This window comes from Streptomyces sp. NPDC001351, from assembly GCF_042896045.1.
Lineage (GTDB): Bacteria > Actinomycetota > Actinomycetes > Streptomycetales > Streptomycetaceae > Streptomyces.
The window spans coordinates 20,113-37,092 of sequence record NZ_JBIAWS010000006.1 but is presented as its reverse complement, the minus strand read 5'-3'; the positions used below and the strand labels follow the sequence as shown (position 1 = coordinate 37,092).

The 16,980-nt window shown below is 69.1% G+C and carries 18 protein-coding genes and 2 pseudogenes; 8 read left to right on the top strand and 12 right to left on the bottom strand.

Translation table 11 applies throughout. The features are described from left to right. Nucleotides 1-43 precede the first annotated feature (43 nt). On the bottom strand, nt 44-1,159 hold the full coding sequence (locus tag ACFY1U_RS22475) for a Vms1/Ankzf1 family peptidyl-tRNA hydrolase (protein ID WP_390695904.1): 1,116 nt from the start codon (nt 1,157-1,159) through the stop codon (nt 44-46). 57 nt (nt 1,160-1,216) lie between these two features. On the opposite strand from ACFY1U_RS22475, the gene ACFY1U_RS22470 reads away from it, so the two are divergent. Then, nucleotides 1,217-1,489 carry a DUF6158 family protein gene (locus ACFY1U_RS22470; protein ID WP_390695903.1) on the top strand — a complete coding sequence of 91 codons (273 nt, stop codon included), beginning with the start codon at nt 1,217-1,219 and terminating at the stop codon, nt 1,487-1,489. A 14-nt stretch (nt 1,490-1,503) separates the two neighbouring features. Here ACFY1U_RS22470 and ACFY1U_RS22465 read toward each other — a convergent pair whose 3' ends face one another. The 5 genes from ACFY1U_RS22465 to ACFY1U_RS22445 form a co-directional block, all read right to left on the bottom strand. Continuing rightward, a complete protein-coding gene (locus tag ACFY1U_RS22465) occupies nt 1,504-3,609 on the bottom strand; it encodes a catalase (protein ID WP_390695902.1) in 2,106 nt (701 codons plus the stop codon). Continuing rightward, nucleotides 3,609-4,151, bottom strand: coding sequence for a type 1 glutamine amidotransferase domain-containing protein (locus tag ACFY1U_RS22460; protein WP_390695901.1), 543 nt, complete (start codon nt 4,149-4,151; stop codon nt 3,609-3,611). The genes ACFY1U_RS22465 and ACFY1U_RS22460 overlap by 1 nt, the downstream gene beginning before the upstream one ends. A 6-nt stretch (nt 4,152-4,157) precedes the next feature. Next, on the bottom strand, nt 4,158-4,850 hold the full coding sequence (locus ACFY1U_RS22455; RefSeq protein ID WP_390695900.1) for a diguanylate cyclase: 693 nt from the start codon (nt 4,848-4,850) through the stop codon (nt 4,158-4,160). Beyond that, a complete protein-coding gene (locus tag ACFY1U_RS22450; protein WP_390695899.1) occupies nt 4,847-5,287 on the bottom strand; it encodes a CBS domain-containing protein in 441 nt (146 codons plus the stop codon). The genes ACFY1U_RS22455 and ACFY1U_RS22450 overlap by 4 nt, the downstream gene beginning before the upstream one ends. Nucleotides 5,288-5,425: 138 nt before the next feature. Beyond that, a complete protein-coding gene (locus tag ACFY1U_RS22445) occupies nt 5,426-5,818 on the bottom strand; it encodes a DUF2795 domain-containing protein (RefSeq protein WP_390695898.1) in 393 nt (130 codons plus the stop codon). A gap of 128 nt (nt 5,819-5,946) precedes the next feature. On the opposite strand from ACFY1U_RS22445, the gene ACFY1U_RS22440 reads away from it, so the two are divergent. Beyond that, nucleotides 5,947-6,207: a hypothetical protein gene (locus ACFY1U_RS22440; RefSeq protein ID WP_390695897.1), complete on the top strand. Its 261-nt coding sequence runs from the start codon at nt 5,947-5,949 to the stop codon at nt 6,205-6,207. Between the two features lie 3 nt (nt 6,208-6,210). Here ACFY1U_RS22440 and ACFY1U_RS22435 read toward each other — a convergent pair whose 3' ends face one another. The 3 genes and pseudogenes from ACFY1U_RS22435 to ACFY1U_RS22425 all read right to left on the bottom strand — a co-directional run. After that, complete coding sequence (locus ACFY1U_RS22435) at nt 6,211-7,089, bottom strand: LLM class flavin-dependent oxidoreductase (RefSeq protein ID WP_390695896.1); 879 nt, start codon at nt 7,087-7,089, stop codon at nt 6,211-6,213. 738 nt (nt 7,090-7,827) lie between these two features. After that, nucleotides 7,828-8,808 carry a hypothetical protein gene (locus ACFY1U_RS22430; RefSeq protein ID WP_351924725.1) on the bottom strand — a complete coding sequence of 327 codons (981 nt, stop codon included), beginning with the start codon at nt 8,806-8,808 and terminating at the stop codon, nt 7,828-7,830. 330 nt (nt 8,809-9,138) lie between these two features. After that, nucleotides 9,139-9,633, bottom strand: a pseudogene (locus ACFY1U_RS22425) (TniQ family protein); the annotation flags it as partial. 346 nt (nt 9,634-9,979) lie between these two features. Between ACFY1U_RS22425 and ACFY1U_RS22420 the strand changes: the two are divergent. Beyond that, a pseudogene (locus ACFY1U_RS22420) lies at nt 9,980-10,099 on the top strand (transposase); the annotation flags it as partial. 341 nt (nt 10,100-10,440) lie between these two features. Here ACFY1U_RS22420 and ACFY1U_RS22415 read toward each other — a convergent pair. Continuing rightward, complete coding sequence (locus ACFY1U_RS22415) at nt 10,441-10,914, bottom strand: MarR family transcriptional regulator (RefSeq protein WP_351924689.1); 474 nt, start codon at nt 10,912-10,914, stop codon at nt 10,441-10,443. Between the two features lie 508 nt (nt 10,915-11,422). Here ACFY1U_RS22415 and ACFY1U_RS22410 point away from each other — a divergent pair. Both ACFY1U_RS22410 and ACFY1U_RS22405 read left to right on the top strand, forming a co-directional pair. Then, nucleotides 11,423-12,358, top strand: a complete 936-nt coding sequence (locus tag ACFY1U_RS22410; protein WP_351924687.1) for an NADP-dependent oxidoreductase — start codon at nt 11,423-11,425, stop codon at nt 12,356-12,358. A 468-nt stretch (nt 12,359-12,826) separates the two neighbouring features. Next, a complete protein-coding gene (locus tag ACFY1U_RS22405; protein WP_390695895.1) occupies nt 12,827-13,345 on the top strand; it encodes a transposase in 519 nt (172 codons plus the stop codon). Here ACFY1U_RS22405 and ACFY1U_RS22400 read toward each other — a convergent pair. Both ACFY1U_RS22400 and ACFY1U_RS22395 read right to left on the bottom strand, forming a co-directional pair. Next, a complete protein-coding gene (locus ACFY1U_RS22400; protein ID WP_390695894.1) occupies nt 13,317-13,856 on the bottom strand; it encodes a hypothetical protein in 540 nt (179 codons plus the stop codon). The genes ACFY1U_RS22405 and ACFY1U_RS22400 overlap by 29 nt on opposite strands. A 70-nt stretch (nt 13,857-13,926) precedes the next feature. Then, entirely contained in the window at nt 13,927-14,520 is a 594-nt protein-coding gene (locus ACFY1U_RS22395) for a hypothetical protein (protein ID WP_390695893.1), read from the bottom strand. 623 nt (nt 14,521-15,143) lie between these two features. Here ACFY1U_RS22395 and ACFY1U_RS22390 point away from each other — a divergent pair. The 3 genes from ACFY1U_RS22390 (at nt 15,144) to ACFY1U_RS22380 (ending at nt 16,977) form a co-directional block, all read left to right on the top strand. Beyond that, nucleotides 15,144-15,407 (top strand): helix-turn-helix transcriptional regulator, encoded by a 264-nt coding sequence (locus ACFY1U_RS22390; protein WP_310770139.1) that lies wholly within the window; start codon nt 15,144-15,146, stop codon nt 15,405-15,407. 158 nt (nt 15,408-15,565) lie between these two features. Beyond that, nucleotides 15,566-16,450: a DUF6083 domain-containing protein gene (locus ACFY1U_RS22385; protein WP_390695892.1), complete on the top strand. Its 885-nt coding sequence runs from the start codon at nt 15,566-15,568 to the stop codon at nt 16,448-16,450. Next, nucleotides 16,447-16,977: a hypothetical protein gene (locus tag ACFY1U_RS22380; protein ID WP_390695891.1), complete on the top strand. Its 531-nt coding sequence runs from the start codon at nt 16,447-16,449 to the stop codon at nt 16,975-16,977. Before ACFY1U_RS22385 ends, ACFY1U_RS22380 begins: the two co-directional genes overlap by 4 nt. Nucleotides 16,978-16,980: the final 3 nt, after the last annotated feature.

Genomic DNA, 16,980 nt, shown 5'->3' with positions numbered 1-16,980 from the left:
CCTTAAAGGGCCTCGTCCTCAAACGCCGGACGGGCTGGAAATGTCACGTCCAGCGGAGTAGTGCACCCAAGCCGCCCGCCGGGATCTGCCCGCCGCTGGCCTCCGCCGCCGGGGTCACCGACAGGGCCGGCGCGCCCATCGTCACCGCCGAGCGGATCAGGGCGTCGTCCGCGCGGGCCGGCCAGGAGCGCTGTTCGCCGAGGATCTTCAGGTCCGTGCGGCGGACCGCCAGCTGGTCGGGCTCCTCGCCGATCCACACCTCGCGGTGCGCGTCGGGGCCGTCGGGCCGGATCAGCAGCTCGTCGATGCGGTGCTCGCGGGCGGCCTCGACCAGGGCGGGCACGCCCTCCACGGCACCGGAGCGCCCCTCGGGGCCCGGTTCGCGGGCCGCCAGGAACCGTTCCAGCTCCCGTTCGGCCCGCTGCCGTACGTGCTCCGTGCGGGCCTGCTCGACATCCTCGTCGAGCAGCCTGCTGCCGGCGCCGTGCGGGGCCTCGACGGCCATGTCCTGCAGCCGCCGGGGCAGCCGGTCGTGCACCGCCCGCTTCTCCCGCTCCTCACCCACGAGAACCAGCAGGTCGGCGCGGGTCTCCTCCTGGCAGACGACGAGCGCGTCGGCGATCTCGGCCGCGTTGTGCTCCCAGGTGTTCTCCACCTTCAGCTGGAAGTGCCGCACCGACCAGTCCCCCGTGCTCGTACGGTGGACCGGCCACTGCCGCCCGCTGACCGTGCCGGCCTCCTGCCCGCCCAGTGAGGTGCGCAGCTCGAAGTCCGCGCCCTTGCGGTCGATGTACGCCACCACGCAGGCCGGGTCCTCGCCGGCCAGCTCCAGCAGGGGCGCGGTGTGCGGCAGCGGCGCCCAGTGGGCGCTGTCCCCCAGCGGGGGCCGGGCCAGCGGCGGGTCCAGCACCACCTCGCCCGCGCGGGCGAACAAGGCTCGCCCGTGGGGCTCGGAGGAGTGCTGCAGCCCGTCGAGTGCCTCCTGGACGGCCTGGCACGTCGCCTGGTCCGCCCCCTGCCGATCGAGGTCGCGGGCCAGCGCCACGGCCGTGAGATGTCGTTCGTGGGGCGTGTCCTCCGTATGCCGGGACGTGTCGACGTACACGGAGGCCCAGGGGCCCGGATGTTCGTAGAGTGGATGCAGGAAAGCGAGATCCATGGCTCCCTCCCGGATGCCGCTTGGGACTGGTGCTCACCGGGCGGGTACCCGGACCGCATGGACGAACACGACGAGCGGGGTGCCACCATGAACGGAGTCGACCCCAGCCGGCTGGACGACCAGCAGCTCATGAAGGAGCTGGAGACGATCCACCGCACACGCCACGACACGCTGCTGTACGGCTCGACGGACGCGCTGCGGGCCCACAACGATCGCATGGCCCAGCTGGAGGGCGAGTACCTGCGCCGCAACCCGCGGCGCATGGTGGCCGCGGGCCGCACCCGTGAAGGCGCACGGGACCGCCGGTGCGGGGAGTCGGCGACTCCCTGAATCACGGCACCTCCTCAGTGGCGTGCCGGCGGCCTGTCCCAGTGCCGGTGCGCCGCTATCGCGTCGACGAACGCCTGTACGAACTCGGTGTCCGCGATGCCCGGTGACGTGTCCGTCACCACGCCCCGGTCGGACACCGTGCGCCGATCCCCGGTGGACAGCCGCACGCCCTCGGGCTCCAGGGCGGCCAGGACGCCCACGCCCGAGCCGAGCGCGCCCACGGGCTTGCCGTGCCGGTAGGCGTCCCGCACGAAGCGCAGCGCGTCCGGGTCCTTCGCCACCGCCGGGGTTCCGTCCTGCCCCCCGGGCAGCAGGACCGCGTCGTACAGCACGGAGGCGACGGTCGGCAGTGCGCGGTCGACCGCGTACGACTCGCCGTCGGCGCCCCTGACCGTGCCGTCCGTCGGTGCGAGCGCCTCGACGATGGCACCTTCGGCGGCCAGCGCCTCCCGTACGGAGATCACCTGCTCGGCGTCCACACCGTCGGTGACGAGGACCGCGATCTGCCGGGTGCGGATCGAGCCGTCGCCGCGCAGTGACTCGAGGCTGAGCGCGGGCGAGGCGAGTTTGTACGTCCCCGGCTCGGCGCCGTCCGGCTCCGGCACCCCGATGCCGCGCGCCACCTCGCGGGCCAACCCGCCGTCCACCTTGGCCAGTTCCTCGACGGTCCGGGTCCGCACGGTCATCGCACCGACCTTGCCGAGCTCGAACCGGAAGGCGTCCACGATGTGCTGCCGCTCCCAGGGCGCCATGCTGTGCCAGAACATCGCCGGCTGGCTGTAGTGGTCCTGGAAACTCGGGCTGCGACGACGGATCTTGGCGCCGTCCACGCGTTCCGCGTAGTGCGTGTACGCGTGACCGTCGGCGCCCGCGTGGGCCGGGCAGCCGCCGCCGAGGGAGTTCGGGAAGTAGTTCGTACCGCTGTGGATCCGGCTCTGCCCGTACCCGTCACGCTGGTTCGTCCGCACCGGCGCCACCGGCCGGTTCACCGGCAGCTGCGCGAAGTTGGGGCCGCCGAGCCGGATCAACTGGGTGTCCAGATAGGAGAAGTTGCGGGCCTGGAGCAGCGGGTCGTTGGTGAAGTCGATACCGGGGACCACGTTGGCCGTGTGGAAGGCCACCTGCTCGGTCTCGGCGAAGAAGTTCTCCGGGTTGCGGTCCAGCACCATCCGGCCGATCGGCCGTACCGGCACCTGCTCCTCCGGGATGAGCTTCGTGGCGTCCAGCAGATCGAAGTCGAAGGCGAACTCGTCCTCCTCCGGCACCAGTTGGACGCCGAGCTCCCACTCCGGGTACTCGCCCGCCTCGATCGCATCCCACAGGTCACCCCGGTTGAAGTCCGGGTTGCGGCCCTGACACTCCTGCGCCTCGTCCCAGACCAGTGAGTGCACGCCCAGCTTCGGCTTCCAGTGGAACTTCACGAACGTGCCGCGCCCTTCCGCGTTCACGAACCGGAAGGTGTGCACACCGAAGCCCTGCATGGTGCGGTAGCTGCGCGGGATCGCCCGGTCCGACATCAGCCACATGATCGCGTGCAGCGTCTCCGGCTGGAGCGACACGAAGTCCCACAGGGTGTCGTGGGCCGAGGCGCCGGTCGGGATGTCGTTGTGCGGCTCCGGCTTCACCGCGTGCACGAAGTCGGGGAACTTGATGCCGTCCTGGATGAAGAAGACCGGGAAGTTGTTGCCGACCAGGTCGTAGTTGCCCTCGGACGTATAGAACTTGGTGGCGAAGCCGCGCACGTCCCGCACGGTGTCCGCGGAGCCCTTCGGGCCCTGCACGGTCGAGAACCGCACGAAGACGGGGGTGCGCACGGCCGGATCCTGGAGGAAGGCGGCGCGGGTGAACTCGGCGCAGGACTCGTACGGTTCGAAGTATCCGTAGGCGCCCGCGCCCCGCGCGTGCACCACCCGCTCCGGGATCCGCTCGTGGTCAAAGCGGGTGAGCTTCTCCCGGAAGTGGAAGTCCTCCATCAGCGTCGGACCGCGCTCGCCGACGGCCAGCGAGTCGTCGGTGTGGTCGACCTCGACGCCCTGGTCGGTGGTGAGCGGCCCGCCCGCCGGATCGTCGGCGTGGAAGGAGGCGCGCTGCTGCTGCTTCCGGTCGGCGGGGGAGCCCATCAGCCGGCCCCCTCGGCGAACACATGCAGGAAGGCGTCACAGAACGCCTTCAGGTCGTCCGGCTTGCGGCTGGTGACCAGCTTGCCGGTGCCGTTGTCGTCGATCTTCACCTGTTCGTCGACCCAGGTCCCGCCCGCGTTGCGGATGTCCGTCTTCAGGCTCGGCCAGGAGGTCAGCTCACGGCCCCGTACGACGTCCGCCTCGACCAGCGTCCATGGCGCGTGGCAGATCGCGGCGACGGGCCGGCCCTGGTCGAAGAAGTCCCGTACGAACGCGACGGCCTTCTCGTCCATGCGCAGGAAGTCGGGGTTGGCCACACCGCCCGGCAGGACCAGTGCGCCGAAGGAGGCGGCCGAGGTCTCGCCCACCACCTCGTCCACGGGGAAGGTGTCCGCCTTGTCGAGGTGGTCGAAGGCCTGGATCCGGCCGGACCTGGTCGACACCAGAACGGGTTCGTGGCCCGCGTCCTTCGCCGCCTGCCACGGATCGGTGAGCTCGATCTGCTCGACACCCTCGGGTGCGGTCAGGAATGCGATACGCATGATGGTTCAACGTCCTTTCCCGGCACGCCAGTTGGCCTCGTCGGAGGTGGCGCGCCTCTTGTTGCGGCGGCCCGCGCGCACACAGCGCACGAGCTCCTCGCCGTACGGCAGCACCACACAGGTGCCGATCGCGGCGGCGATGCCCGCGAGATAGCCGCGGGACAGCGGGCGGCGGCGCCGCACCAGACGCCAGGCGTCGGCGCGTCCCGCTCCTCCCCCACTCTCGGCTTCGCTCGAGCGGGGGGACCCCCATCGCAGCAGTGCCTTGACCTGGTCGGCATGCAGACACATCAGCGCGGACAGCGCGCCGTACGGCAGCGACTCGAGGAAGCTGTGGATGTGCTGCTCCAGCGGGGTGACCTCGCGGTCGCTCTTCACCGCCGTACGCACGTCCCACAGCGCGGTCGCCTCATGCACCGCGGCGCCGCCCAACTGCACCGTCAGAAGCAGCGGGTTGACCTCGTAGCGCAAGGTCAGCGCGATGGGGATGCCGACCTCCGCCATCATCAGCGAGTGGATCAACGACTCCTTCGTGCCCGCCGTGTCCTCGATGCGGCTGCGCCGGTGCATCACCCAGTCGGCGAGACCGGGCACGAACCAGCCGGGCAGCAGCCCGTACAGGAGATAGCGGGTGGTGACATCACCGACGTCGACGGTGACACCGGTGGCGCTGATCTCGGCGGCCTGGTCCCGGCTCATACGCTGCCCCGGCCGTCCGGCACGGCAAGGCTGATCTCGGCGAGCGCCGAGTCCGGGTCCTGCGCCGAGGCCAGATCGCCGAGGCTCACCATCCCGACCGGCAGGCCGTCCTCCACGACCGGCAGCCGGCGGACGGCGTGCGCGCGCATGAGCGCCACGGCGGCCGAGACGGGATCGTCCGGGCCGACCAGCACCGGATCCGGGGTGCACACGGACTGCGCGCTCACCGTCAGCGGATCGACGCCGTCCGCCACCGCCCGCACCGTGATGTCACGATCGGTGAGTACGCCCACGACCTGCTGCCCGTCGGCCACCAGCACATCGCCGATGCCCTGCGACCGCATCAGCTGCGCCGCCTCGACGAGTGACGCGTCCGGGCGGACGGCGACCACGCCCGGCGTCATGACCTCCCTGACGAAATCCGCGCTCGCTGCCATCACAATGGGTCCTTCCTCCGTTCCCGGCCGGTGGCCGTCGTCGGGGTGACGCCGCCCGCAGTACCCCCGGGCCCGGGGCCTATGCGCCGCGGCGGACCCTCGTACTCGGGCGGCCGCAGGATCCGGCCGCGCGCGGGTCTACGCCCGTCGCTTCCCGCCCGCCCCGGCGAGTGCCTCCGCCAGCTCCTGGACGGTGCTGTAGCGCGCCGTCCGGGGCAGCCGCTCCACGGGCTCGATCAGGGCGTCGGGCGCGTACGCCCGGCGCAGTGCCTGGACGAGTTCGCGGGGGCCCGCGGGGAACACGTGGCGGTTCAGGTGCCGGGCCAGTTCCGTGCGGACCGCGGCCAGGGACGCACGGGAGCGTCCCGGTGCGATCGGACCGCCCGCGACCTCCGGGTCGTCGTCGGCGGTGGGCTCCGGGTCGTGCCATTCCTCGGTCCGCGTGGGGTGCCCGGACCGGAGCAGACCCTGCAGTTCGTGCTTCATCTCTTCGTCGCGGTGGACGCTCAGCCGGTCACTGCCTCGCTGCATGACTCCCTCCAGATCTTCGGGGGTGGGCTCCGCGTACCCGAAGACCGGAGGCCGACACAGGGTTTGCGGCCCGAAAGCCGGGAACCCGACACCAGCCCTCCACGCACATCCTCGGGGAGGAATCGGCCATGGCGCTGCTCGCCGTGATCATCCCGCTTCTCATGCTCGGCATGGTGCTCGCACTCGGCCGCTACGAGGAGTTCCTGCTGCCCGTGAAGAAGGCCGACCCGAGCGATGACGCCCCGGTCGGCCCACTCGGCGCGGCGGTGCCACTCCCGGTCATGCAGGTACCGCGACGCCCGGTCCGAGTGGTTGCTTCAGGAACCAGTGCGATCAGGGCCGCACGCCGCAAGCGCCGCCGCCACCCTTCCCCGCACTCTCCTCGCTGACGCTCAGCCCCGCCTCCCGGCCGCCTTGAGCAGGGCCTCCAACTGCCGCAGCGGCTCCGCGCCGGCGATCCGCAGCACGACCGTGTGCGCGCCGGCCGCCGCAAGCTCGCCGATCCGCTCGGCGGCCTGCGAGGCGGATCCGGCGACGGTGAACACCTCCTCCTGCGGGCGGCCGAGCCAGGCGGCGTGCCCCTCGATGTGCGGCTGCAGGGCGCGGGCCACCTCGTCGGGGTCGTCACCGACGGAGGCGAAGGCGAGGACCGTCAGGGTGTGGTCCGGCGCGGCGCCGCCCTCGGCGGTCAGCGCACGGGCGTTCTCCAAGTCAGCGGGTCCATGGCCCTCGGTGATCACGGTGCCGTCCGCGACCCGGCCGGACAGTTCGAGGGAACGGGGGCGTACGACACCGGCGACCACCGGCGGCACCTCGGTCGGCGGATGCACCAACTCGACGCCCTCCAGGCGGACTTCACGTCCGGCCAGCTCCACCCGTTGCCCGCGCAGCAGAGTACGCACCGAGGTGATCGTCTCCTCCAGCAGGGCGAGCGGTGAGCGCGGCGCGACGCCCACCTGGGCCATCCACTCCCGCACCCCGTGCCCGATCCCGGCCACCAGCCGCCCCGGGAACACCCGCGCCAGCGTGGCCAGTTCCATCGCCAGCAGCGCCGGGCTGCGCAGCGGGGCGGGCGCGATGCCGAGGCCCACCCGGATGCGTTCCGTCGCTCCCAGGGCGACCGCCGCCGCCGACACTCCGCCGTTCCACCCGAGGTCCTCGACCACCCACAGGTCGTCGACCCCGAGCGCCTCGGCCCGCCGCGCGAACCCGGGCAGCTCTTCCGGCGCCCAGTCGCGGTCGTACATCACACCGATCCGTACATGCGTCATGCCCGGGAACCTATGTGCCGGTGAGATGCCGATCAACGGCCTTGCCGATGGCGGACTCCAACATGTCGGACGAAAGTAAACAGTTCAGCCCCCGTGGCCCTGACCTTGGCACTGAACTCTTCTCTGGATGGGAGGAAGTAGCGACCCTCGCGCGGAACAGTTCAGTGCGCAGACCATGATCGAACCGGGTCGCCCACAGCACCAGCGGCTCTCGAGTCAGGCTGCGGTCCCGTGCCCTTCTCGTCCAGCCATTCCAGCCCCCACAGAGTCAATTCCCTGGCGGCGGATTCCGGAACGCGTTCGTGGAACTTCCGCCGGGCTTGGGTCACCGAGGCCGCGCTCTGTCCCTCCCAGCCACCGGCGTAGACAGGGGAGTCGTGGGCTGGGCTGCCGGTGAGGGTCTGCCAGATCCAGGCTGCGGCGTGGCGTTGCCGCTGGCGAGTAACGCCCATCCGTACTGGATGGAAGATCGAGAACAGGGTTTCATAAGGGACCTCGAGAAGTTGGGATAGTGCTCTCCGGCGAGCGGCGTAATCAATGGCTCCTCGTTTCCGCAATAGATCCGCCAAAGTTCGAATTCCACTCCAGAAAGCCTGAGAGTCAGGGATTTTCTGAGTAGTTTTTCCCCAATTTTCCTTGCGGCACTGTGGGGTGGTGTCGAGCGATTCTTCGGCTTGGGCCCAAGTCCTTGCCCCGGCCAGGCGAGCGAGTGCGAGGGAGCAGAAATGCCTGCCGGGCTCATGAGATCCCTTTCCCGGAAAGGTGGGCAGTCCCCCAGTCAGCGAGGGCAGTCGCGGCCGGCGTAGGCAGACGGGTCTGGAAGCGCCACCAACCCACGCGTATCGATTGCGCCGTGGCATTGCCCCACTCCTGCCTGTAGGCGGGCGCCTCGTGCGGATCACCATTGGTGAAGCGCTGCCAGATCCACGCCGCAGCGTGGCGCCGTCGCTGAGGAGTGACGGACATCCCAAGAGGACGGAAGACGGGCGTGAGAGCGCCGTCGGGGAGCTCACACAGGTCTGCAAGAGCAGCTCTGCGGGCGGCATAATCGACCAGCCCGCGTTCCTCAAGACGCTCCGCTACGAGCGTCACCGACTCCCAGAACGCGTCCGCGTCGGAGATTCGCCGGACAACCTTGGTGGCGGCACGTATGGCCTTGCCGCTGTCCATGCCTAATACCTCAGCGGCGCGCGGCCAACTGGACGCGCCCGCCAGGCGAGCCAGGGCCAGAGCGGTGAACCGCCTTCCCCACAAGGGACTGGTTCCGGGCAGATGCGCGGCAACCAGCTCGCTGTAGTCCGCAGCATCAGCGAGATGAGGAACGTGGCAGGGGCTGATTCCCACTGGTCTGACGGCGGCGAGGGCGCCGACAACACGTGAGGAACGAGGAGCAACGGCAGCCATCATTTCGTTGATGACAGCCGGGCGGCGCATCTTGCGAAGCCGGTCTCCGACACCGGCGGCCCGTTGCAGGTCCGCCAGGCGCCGGGCCCAAGGTGCCAGTGCTTGTGCACCGGTCTCGAAGTTCGGGGCATCGAGGACCGTGGAAGCGAGCGCCAAATAGGCCATGGCGTGGGCAGCTGTTGCAGGCATTGCTCCGAGGTGACTCGCGCTACCGCTGCGAATGGCCTGGCGCCGTCGACGGTCTTCTGTCACCGCTTGGGCCATGTAGCCAGGGAAGGCGGAGACATCGGTCTCATCAGAGGCGAGACGGGCCATGGCTGTCAGCAGTCGTAGGGAAGCAAACCATTCCCTCGAGGAGACAGACGTACCAGCCACGGACCCTTCGGCCCCGTCTGCGATGGCGAGTACCTGCAGTTGGAGACCAGCTAAGGAGTCGTTCACGGCTACCGTCGGCATGTCCTTGTACTGCTGCGGGCACAGCCCGCCGCGGCGGCCGCCACGGGCTGACGGCCCGACAGGCGGACGATTGCCGCATTCACCGGGACCAGGCAGCGGAGGCCTCGAGAGCAGGCCGCGTTGGTTGCTGTGGTTGCCGCGCCTGAGTGGGATGCCGCACGTGGGACAGACGTCGATCAGCAGGCAACGGTGGACGGGGCATACCGCCGCGATCCCAAGACGCCACCACAGAGGCCATTCCGGTCTCTCTGCGAGGCAGTACGGGCAGGCCCGACTTGACGTCGTCAACATCCATTCACGAAGAGCGACAAGCCGCATCGACGTCCGGTCGCTCGGCTCCAGGCCCGCGAGGTCGAGTGCGGTTCCGTCATACCGGGCGAGCTGCATGTCCTGAAGGGTTCGCACTGGCAACCCTGTCGCATCGCGCAAGCCGCTGAGGCTCTTAGGGGTGAGAATGACTCCGAAAAACACGGGCCGGGTGATTGCCGCGCCTTCGGCACACTCCAACCCCAGTGCGTGGGCAGCCCGGCCGGGAGAAACGTTCAGCGTGTCCGCAACACGATCTACCCAAGAGGGGAAAGCCTCGCCGCTAACCGGCTTCGGTACGACAGGAAGCCGGCGGGCACGGGGTACGACAACGGGACTTTGCGCAGGTACTTGTGTGATCGTGCGTCTCGGTAGCACGTGCGCTGCCGCCAATGCCGCCCCTCCCGCTTGCGCGTCCGTCTCAGGATCTTTCGGCGGCCTCTCCTGACGAACGCGTGAACGCCCGGTCCCAGTAGGTCACTTGACGTTGTTCATTCCCCGATGTTCACGGCGAGAACCCGTCTGAGGTGTTGGCCTCGCACGCGGTGGCCGTCGGCTTTTAGAGAGATCATTCGGTGTGGCGGACGAGGCGGTCAACCAACGCGGTCCGAGACCCCGTTTGTCAGTGAGCCCTGTCACAAGTGACGCCGCATTACCTCGATGCAATCGGCTCGGGCTGCTGTTGACCGATCTCGGGGATACGGCGAACCGAGATTCATGCCCAGGCCGGAAAAGGGTGGGCGGCCGCAAACGACACCTGGTGGTGGACTGCCTCGGCCTGGTCCTGGCCGTCGCAGTGACCGCAGCGAGCGTGCAGAACCGGGACACTGCAGTGCCTCTGCTCGAGCGGCTGCGCAGGCTCTACGACCGCACGCGGAGGCTCGGCCAGCACCTCGGCCACCGTCACACGAGCATCCGCAAGACGCTGAAGCGCGCGTTCCGCCTCGTCGAGTGCGGCCTGCACCCGCTCGGCCTCATCCCGCAACCACGCGACCTCTTCCCGGACCTTCTTCTCCCGGGCCTCCAGCAGACCGAGCACCGACGGCACCAGCCACCTCCACAAGCGAGACGAACGGACGAACCACGCCCATCCCTCCCGCAGCCAGCCGGAGTTCATGCCCACCCACCCCGAACCAAACGATCACGTTCGGAAAGCGGAAGGCGTGTCAGTCAGGCAGGCGTCGCTCACCTGCCGTCGAGTCGCTCACGTGCCAGAGCGGCGATGCGGGCGATTGCGGCGCCGAGGTGGCGTTGCTGTGCAGCGCTGAGTGGGTCGAACACCAGTTGCCTGACCTGCTCGACGTGAGCCGGGGTGCTGTCCTTGACCTTCTGCAGACCGGCGTCGGTCAGGGTCGCGAGGGTGTATCGGGCGTTGTTCGAGCAAGGGGCCCGGGTGGCCCACCCCTGCTGCTCGAAACGGACCATCAGCTTGGACAGCCGTGGTAGCGAGCTGTTGCACTGCGCGGCCAGGTCGCTGAGCCGCATCGTGTGCATCTCAGTCATGGCCAGCCGGGCCATCACGCTGTACTCGAAGTTCGAGATGCCCTCGTCTCGCTGCAACTGACGGTCCAGCAGTGCGGGCAGCGCCATGACCACAGTCAGCAGGTCCTCCCATAGCTTCTGCTGCTCGTCGTCGAGCCCATGGGGGGAGCCGGTCACTAGGGCACATCCTTTCGACGGCGGCTCATCCAACCCGGGCAGAACGAATTGCTCGCTGCCTGAGGTCGACACGGGGAGTGTCATACACGCAGCTTACTTGACTGGACAACACGGTATCCAGAGACGTCTTGGCTGCTCAGGAAGCAGGTAATGACCCGGCGGGGCTCTGTGGTGCCACACACCTTGACTTGCCCAGGCAAGTCAGACACACTCTTTCACAGTTGCCCAGGCAAGTCCGGCGGCGTCCGGCGTCTCGCCCTGAAGAGATCGATACCGATGGCCATGACGAACAACCCGATGCCCTTTCTCCGGCCGAGCCGGTCCGCCGGGGCCTACGACAAGCACCTTCGCCATTGACCGGATGTGCTGGGCGACTCGATCCGGTCGGTGCAGATGAGCTGATCGGCTCGCGCGCCGATCGATGGCATGGACGAGGTGGCGATCACCGGTCCGGAGATTCCCCCCGTTCGCCATGGATCCGACAACCACGAAGCCATAGGAGAGTGCCGTGAAGGCGATTCGCTATCACGAGTTCGGTAGCACCGACGTCCTGCGCCAGGAGGAGGTGGAGCGTCCGGTTCCCGGTGCCGGCCAGGTGCTGGTGAAGGTGGCAGCCACCTCGTTCAACCCCGCCGACGACCACACCCGGCTGGGTCTCATGGCTGAGATGATCCCCACCCCGCTGCCGATCACCCCCGGCCTCGACGTCGCCGGCACCGTTGCCGAGCTCGGCGACGGAGTCAGCGGACTGCAGGTCGGCGACCCGATCATCGCCATGCTCCCGCTGGAGGAGCACGGCGGGGCCGCCGAGTACGCGGTCGTGGCGGCCGACTTGGTGACCGCCGCTCCCCGCAGCATCACTCTGACCGACGCCGCATCACTACCCCTGGCAGGGTTGGCCGCTCGCCAAGCGGTAGTCGAGCTCGCCGGAATCAAGGCCGGCCAGACCGTTCTCGTCAACGGGGCAGGCGGTGCGGTGGGAAGTATCGCGGTCCAGCTCGCCGTCGCAGCCGGCGCCAAGGTGACCGCCGTCGCAGGCCCCCAGCACGCCGATCGCTTGAACGGTTACGGTGCGGAGAATGTCGTCGGTCCCCTGGACCTCGACGCAGGCCCGGCCGCCGTCGGTGGCTTCTTCGACGCGGTGGTGAACCACGTACGCCTGGCTCCCGAGGACGCCGCGAAGCTGACCGCCTACGTGGCCGACGGCGGCATCGTCGTCAGCTCAGCCGGCCCGGTGCCGGTCGACGAGGCACGCTCGGTGCGCACGGCGGGCGTGTTCACCCGCCCCGACGCCTCCCACCTGGCCGACCTCGTCTCCCGCGTCGACAACGGCGTCCTCAAGCTGCACATCGCCGACCGTCGACCGCTGGAGGAACTGCCGACCGTCCACGAGGATGAGAGCAACGGCAAGCTTCTCGGCAAGACGGTCATCGTCGTAGCCTGACGCCGCCGTGGTCGACGCCGGGCCGGACTCGCTGTTTTGGCACGGTGGGGTCGTCTCGCAAGAACGTGGACGCCACCCAGGCCCGCTAAAACCACGGGTGGTGTCCGGACCCGTCCACAAAGGCGCACCGGGTGTGGATGGTGAGACGCCATCCGCTTACCGTTCGGCAGGCTTGATCAGTTGAACAGGGTTCCTTTTCGGGTGATCTCTCGGTTGTCGGGGCATAGCGGCAGGGCCTCTTGGTAGCTCGGGGTTGCGATCCCAACCGAGCAGTACCAGGAGGCCCTGTTGTCGCAGCGTCGACAACGGCGTCAAGTGGGTCAACCTGCCCTGTGACTTCCCGCCGTACCGGCGGGTGGACGCGTTCGCCCGCCGCTGGCAGGTGACGGGCTTGCTCGCCGAGCTCCACGACCGGCTGCGCGACAAGGTGCGCCAGAAGGAGGGCCGCGACGCCCGACGGCTGCCATCGTGGACTCGCAGTCAGTGCGGGCAGCAGCGAACATCCCGGGCTCCACGACCGGCTGGGACGGCGGCAAAAGGGTGGGCGGCCGCAAACGACACCTGGTGGTGGACTGCCTCGGCCTGGTCCTGGCCGTCGCAGTGACCGCAGCGAGCGTGCAGAACCGGGACGCTGCAGTACCTCTGCTCGAGCGGCTGCGCAGGCTCTACTTCTCCGTCCGGCTCGTCTGGGCGGACGGCGGCTATGCGGGGCGCCTGGTCGACTGGGCGGCCGAGAACCTCCACCTCACGCTCGAGATCGTCAAACGCTCTGACGAGACCACGGGGTTTGTGGCGCTGCCGCGCAGGTGGGTGGTGGAGAGAACGCTGAGCTGGCTGATGCGCTCGCGTCGCCTGGTGCGCGACTACGAGACGCTGCCCGCCATGCACGAGGCCATGGTGCTGTGGTCGATGACCATGCTCATGAGCGGCCGCCTGGCCGGGCGCCGGCCCGGTGCCTTCAGACGGCCGGCGTCCCGAGCGGGGTGAACACTCCCGGCCGCGTCTGGAGCGCCCAGCCTCGTTCCACCAGGCGTTTCGCCTTCGACCGAAGTCCCTCGACCTTCGCCGGGACCGCCTGAAGCCCCAGGGCCGCAGCCAGCTGCTGGCACCGCATGCCTTCCCGGCCCGCCTCCGACTCCAGCACGGAAATGATCCGCTGGTAGTCCGCAGGCAGGGCCGACGCCGTCATCCCCTCGGTCCGTCGCGGCACCGCGGCCCCTGCCACCGCGCTCCGCACCGGCTCCACGACCGCACGCGGAGGCTCGGCCAGCACCTCGGCCACCGTCACACGAGCATCCGCAAGACGCTGAAGCGCGCGTTCCGCCTCGTCGAGTGCGGCCTGCACCCGCTCGGCCTCATCCCGCAACCACGCGACCTCTTCCCGGACCTTCTTCTCCCGGGCCTCCAGCAGACCGAGCACCGACGGCACCAGCCACCTCCACAAGCGAGACGAACGGACGAACCACGCCCATCCCTCCCGCAGCCAGCCGGAGTTCATGCCCACCCACCCCGAACCAAACGATCACGTTCGGAAAGCGGAAGGCGTCTCAGGTCGCCGTGGTCGGCGGTCAGCTGGTGCAGGGCGTTTGGGTGGTGTAGTTGTTGACGGAACACGGATGGAGCCCTTTCGGGCCCAGCTTCCACGACAGCTCTCCTGTGTCCAGTGCCGCTTGCCAGGTCGTGAGAATCCCTGCGATCACCAACTGCTCCAGTAGCGGGGGAAGGACGGCCGCAGGCACCCCGCACTCTCGCGCTACAAGGTCCATCTCGGCGACTCCATGTTTGCTTCCGCGGGTGGTGCGGACGACGAAGGAAAGGGCGGCAAGTCGTAGGAGTGGGGTCGAGGTACGAGCAGGGCAGGTGCCGCGCAATGCCCAGTCGGCGGCGCGCAGCCGGTCTGGCCGGGCCGGATACTGAGTGAGCAGACCCGCGTCGAGCATCTGGACGGCAACTGCGCGGTCCGGTGGAAGTGGACGAAGCAGCCCCGCTTCGATGAGCTCACGCCACGAATCCCTGGCGGGTTCGAGGCGAAGGCTGCGCACCACGCCGTGGGGCAACCTGACTTGAGCCGAGTTGTTCATGCGTAGTGCGCACTGAAGGGCGAGCATGCGGGCGCCAGCCCTTGTCTCCTCGGGCAGCACCGTGGCGAGATAGTTGAGCATCTCGCGCACCCGCGTCTGGCTGTCTGGCCCTCTCGGGCGTCGCCTGCGTCGAGCGCGCGTCTGCCCGGAAGGTGCGACTGCGGCCAGGGTTGTTTCGGGGACGACGGCGGCCTGGGACGTGGCCGCCGCGCACGCTGTGCAGGCGTCGGAGAGGCGCCAGCGGCGTCCGCCTCGTTCTCGGACGAGGAGGAGTCGGATCGGGCCGTTGCACCCGCGGTGGCGGGGATGCTGTCGACAACCCCGTTCGTGGCACTGGCAGGTCCGCAGATGCGCGGGGAGAGGATCTTGACGTGCATGCGCGGCCAGGTGGGCCAAGAGCTCGGTTCGAGCGGCGGTGCCGACGAGCGGCCGCCCGCCGTGCGTGCACTGATGGCACACGAGTACCGGTCCGCCGGGCTGGGGGCGCAGTTCGACCGTCCAGGTGCGCCGGACTCCCGGGCGTACGGAGCAGAGCCTCATGGCGCGCGTCTTCCTCCCGTCGTTCATTGCGCCGGCCCTCTGCCGGACTGGAGTCGGGCGCACACGCTAGTGCAGACCTCTGCCCTTCGCTGCGCCGCTGACGGGCGGAAATAGGGCAGAGGTCTGCACTGACAGGGCAGGTGTCTGCACCTTCCGATGGGTGGGTGACGATCTTCCCGCCCGACCCGGACTTCGAGGCTCTACGTCTGGAGCTGGCCCGGCTGCGTGCGGTGCGGGGATGGACCTACGACGAGCTTGCCGCCCGCAGTGGCCTGGCCAGAAGGACCCTCATTGAGATCGAGCAGGGTCGCACGATCGGCACCCTCAAGTCATGGCACGCCCTCGCCCACGCCCTGGGCACCCCGCTCGATCAACTCTTCGGCGCCCTCTGCCGCGGGCATGAACCCCCGCAGTCGATGAACGGCTGACGAGCCGCCCGGGCGTGTCGAGTAATCAGCCGATCGAGCAGATCGTTGCGAACGTCTGAGCGTTAAGTCGAACGCGCGTTGCCCTAGATAGGGCTGATCGGTGGACGTCCACGGCCCGGACGTCGCTCTACGGCGTGTGGGCTGGCACCTTCGCGCCCATGCACCCCTCACCTGTACCCCGGCGCTGGGACAGCAGGCCGGTCCCGGCCCACCCGCGACGCTCGCTGTGTGTCGATCCCGACAGCCCGAGCAGACTTCTGCGCTGTGCCCAGCGTGACCGCTGCCGTGAATGCGGCAATCCAGTCGAGTGGTATCAGCGAGTCCGGGACCGTCCCGTCCGCCTGCATCCGCAGGAGTTGCCCGCGGCGGCGGTACCCGCCGACCACCGTTGGCACGTCAGTTCCGGCCTTGCGTACCCCTCCGGAGACGGCAGCGCCTGGTGTCGACTGACCCACGCCAGCGTCTGCCCGGCCCGTGACGCCGGTGCCGCCGCGGTGCCCGAGCTGGCGAGTCTCCGTCGGAGGTTGGCCGTGAACACGCGTCGCCTGGCGGACGCCGGAAGTTTCACCCCAGCGGTACCGGCGGGCCCTGCGGGCCGACAGCCGGATGACCTTTGCCGGCCCGCCAGACCCACCGTCCAGATCCTGTACGTCCGCTACCTCGCCGCACGCCCCCTGGACGAGATCCAGTGCGTGGCTCAGACCCGACGACGTGACCGATGCACCTTCACGATGCTCGCTTCCGGCGACGCTGCGGGTGTCTGGAGACTCGTTCCCGCAACCGCCACGCAGGGGCAACTGGCTCTGCCTGCTGAGGTGATGGCCGTGTACGACCTGAGTTCCCTGCCATACGGCGAACAGCTCCGCTGGCGAACGCAACGCTGCCCCCAGCACGCAGCCACTCCAACAGCCGCGGATTTGGCGTTGACGGACTGGGAACCCTTCGACCCGCTCGTCCACCTCGCGTACGTACACCGGCGACTTCCCACCCACAGCCGTCGACCCCATCCTGGCAGCGGGACGCAGAAGGCGGTCCGGCGATGAGAAGACCGCACGCGGTAGAAATCATCCTGACCAGGCCGGTCACCGGAGCAGAACTGCACAGAGCCTGCCGCAGGGTGCCGCTGGCGGCCAACATGGACCGCACCCGCCTGATGGCCGTGCACCGAGCCAAGTCTCCGGGACGCGCGCTGCGGTCCCTGCGCCACGAACTCGATCGGCTCCTGCCCATCGACGTCTTGATGACCCACTACCCCGACGCGGCAGGCCATGTCCTTCTCAATATCGCGTTCACCCGCGCCATGTACTCCGCGATCAGCCGTGCCGCGACAGCTCGGGGTCAGAAGCCCGCAGGCTTCCTCTCCCGGACCGTCGTCAATGTAGTTGAACGGGACGAGCGGGCTCGCACCCGGCACCTGACCGCGCAGCTCCAGGACCTCCTCGTCCAACACACCCCTGAAGCTGTACTCGCCTGTGCGGCACGCGTCCTGCTGGACGACCAGAGTCCACGGTCGGGATCCTGGCGCGACGCGGACGACCAGTGCCGAAGCGCCGCGCACACGAGAAACTGACCC

What these genes read in the sequence shown, in the direction of transcription:
- ACFY1U_RS22395 (WP_390695893.1), bottom strand. Translation starts at nt 14,520, where the DNA reads ATGCTCAACTATCTCGCCACGGTGCTGCCCGAGGAGACAAGGGCTGGC.
- ACFY1U_RS22460 (WP_390695901.1), bottom strand. Translation starts at nt 4,151, where the DNA reads ATGCGTATCGCATTCCTGACCGCACCCGAGGGTGTCGAGCAGATCGAG.
- ACFY1U_RS22450 (WP_390695899.1), bottom strand. Translation starts at nt 5,287, where the DNA reads ATGGCAGCGAGCGCGGATTTCGTCAGGGAGGTCATGACGCCGGGCGTG.
- ACFY1U_RS22475 (WP_390695904.1), bottom strand. Translation starts at nt 1,159, where the DNA reads ATGGATCTCGCTTTCCTGCATCCACTCTACGAACATCCGGGCCCCTGG.
- ACFY1U_RS22400 (WP_390695894.1), bottom strand. Translation starts at nt 13,856, where the DNA reads ATGAACTCCGGCTGGCTGCGGGAGGGATGGGCGTGGTTCGTCCGTTCG.
- ACFY1U_RS22445 (WP_390695898.1), bottom strand. Translation starts at nt 5,818, where the DNA reads ATGCAGCGAGGCAGTGACCGGCTGAGCGTCCACCGCGACGAAGAGATG.
- ACFY1U_RS22430 (WP_351924725.1), bottom strand. Translation starts at nt 8,808, where the DNA reads ATGGCCCGTCTCGCCTCTGATGAGACCGATGTCTCCGCCTTCCCTGGC.
- ACFY1U_RS22455 (WP_390695900.1), bottom strand. Translation starts at nt 4,850, where the DNA reads ATGAGCCGGGACCAGGCCGCCGAGATCAGCGCCACCGGTGTCACCGTC.
- ACFY1U_RS22470 (WP_390695903.1), top strand. Translation starts at nt 1,217, where the DNA reads ATGGACGAACACGACGAGCGGGGTGCCACCATGAACGGAGTCGACCCC.
- ACFY1U_RS22385 (WP_390695892.1), top strand. Translation starts at nt 15,566, where the DNA reads ATGCACCCCTCACCTGTACCCCGGCGCTGGGACAGCAGGCCGGTCCCG.
- ACFY1U_RS22465 (WP_390695902.1), bottom strand. Translation starts at nt 3,609, where the DNA reads ATGGGCTCCCCCGCCGACCGGAAGCAGCAGCAGCGCGCCTCCTTCCAC.
- ACFY1U_RS22435 (WP_390695896.1), bottom strand. Translation starts at nt 7,089, where the DNA reads ATGACGCATGTACGGATCGGTGTGATGTACGACCGCGACTGGGCGCCG.
- ACFY1U_RS22440 (WP_390695897.1), top strand. Translation starts at nt 5,947, where the DNA reads ATGGCGCTGCTCGCCGTGATCATCCCGCTTCTCATGCTCGGCATGGTG.
- ACFY1U_RS22380 (WP_390695891.1), top strand. Translation starts at nt 16,447, where the DNA reads ATGAGAAGACCGCACGCGGTAGAAATCATCCTGACCAGGCCGGTCACC.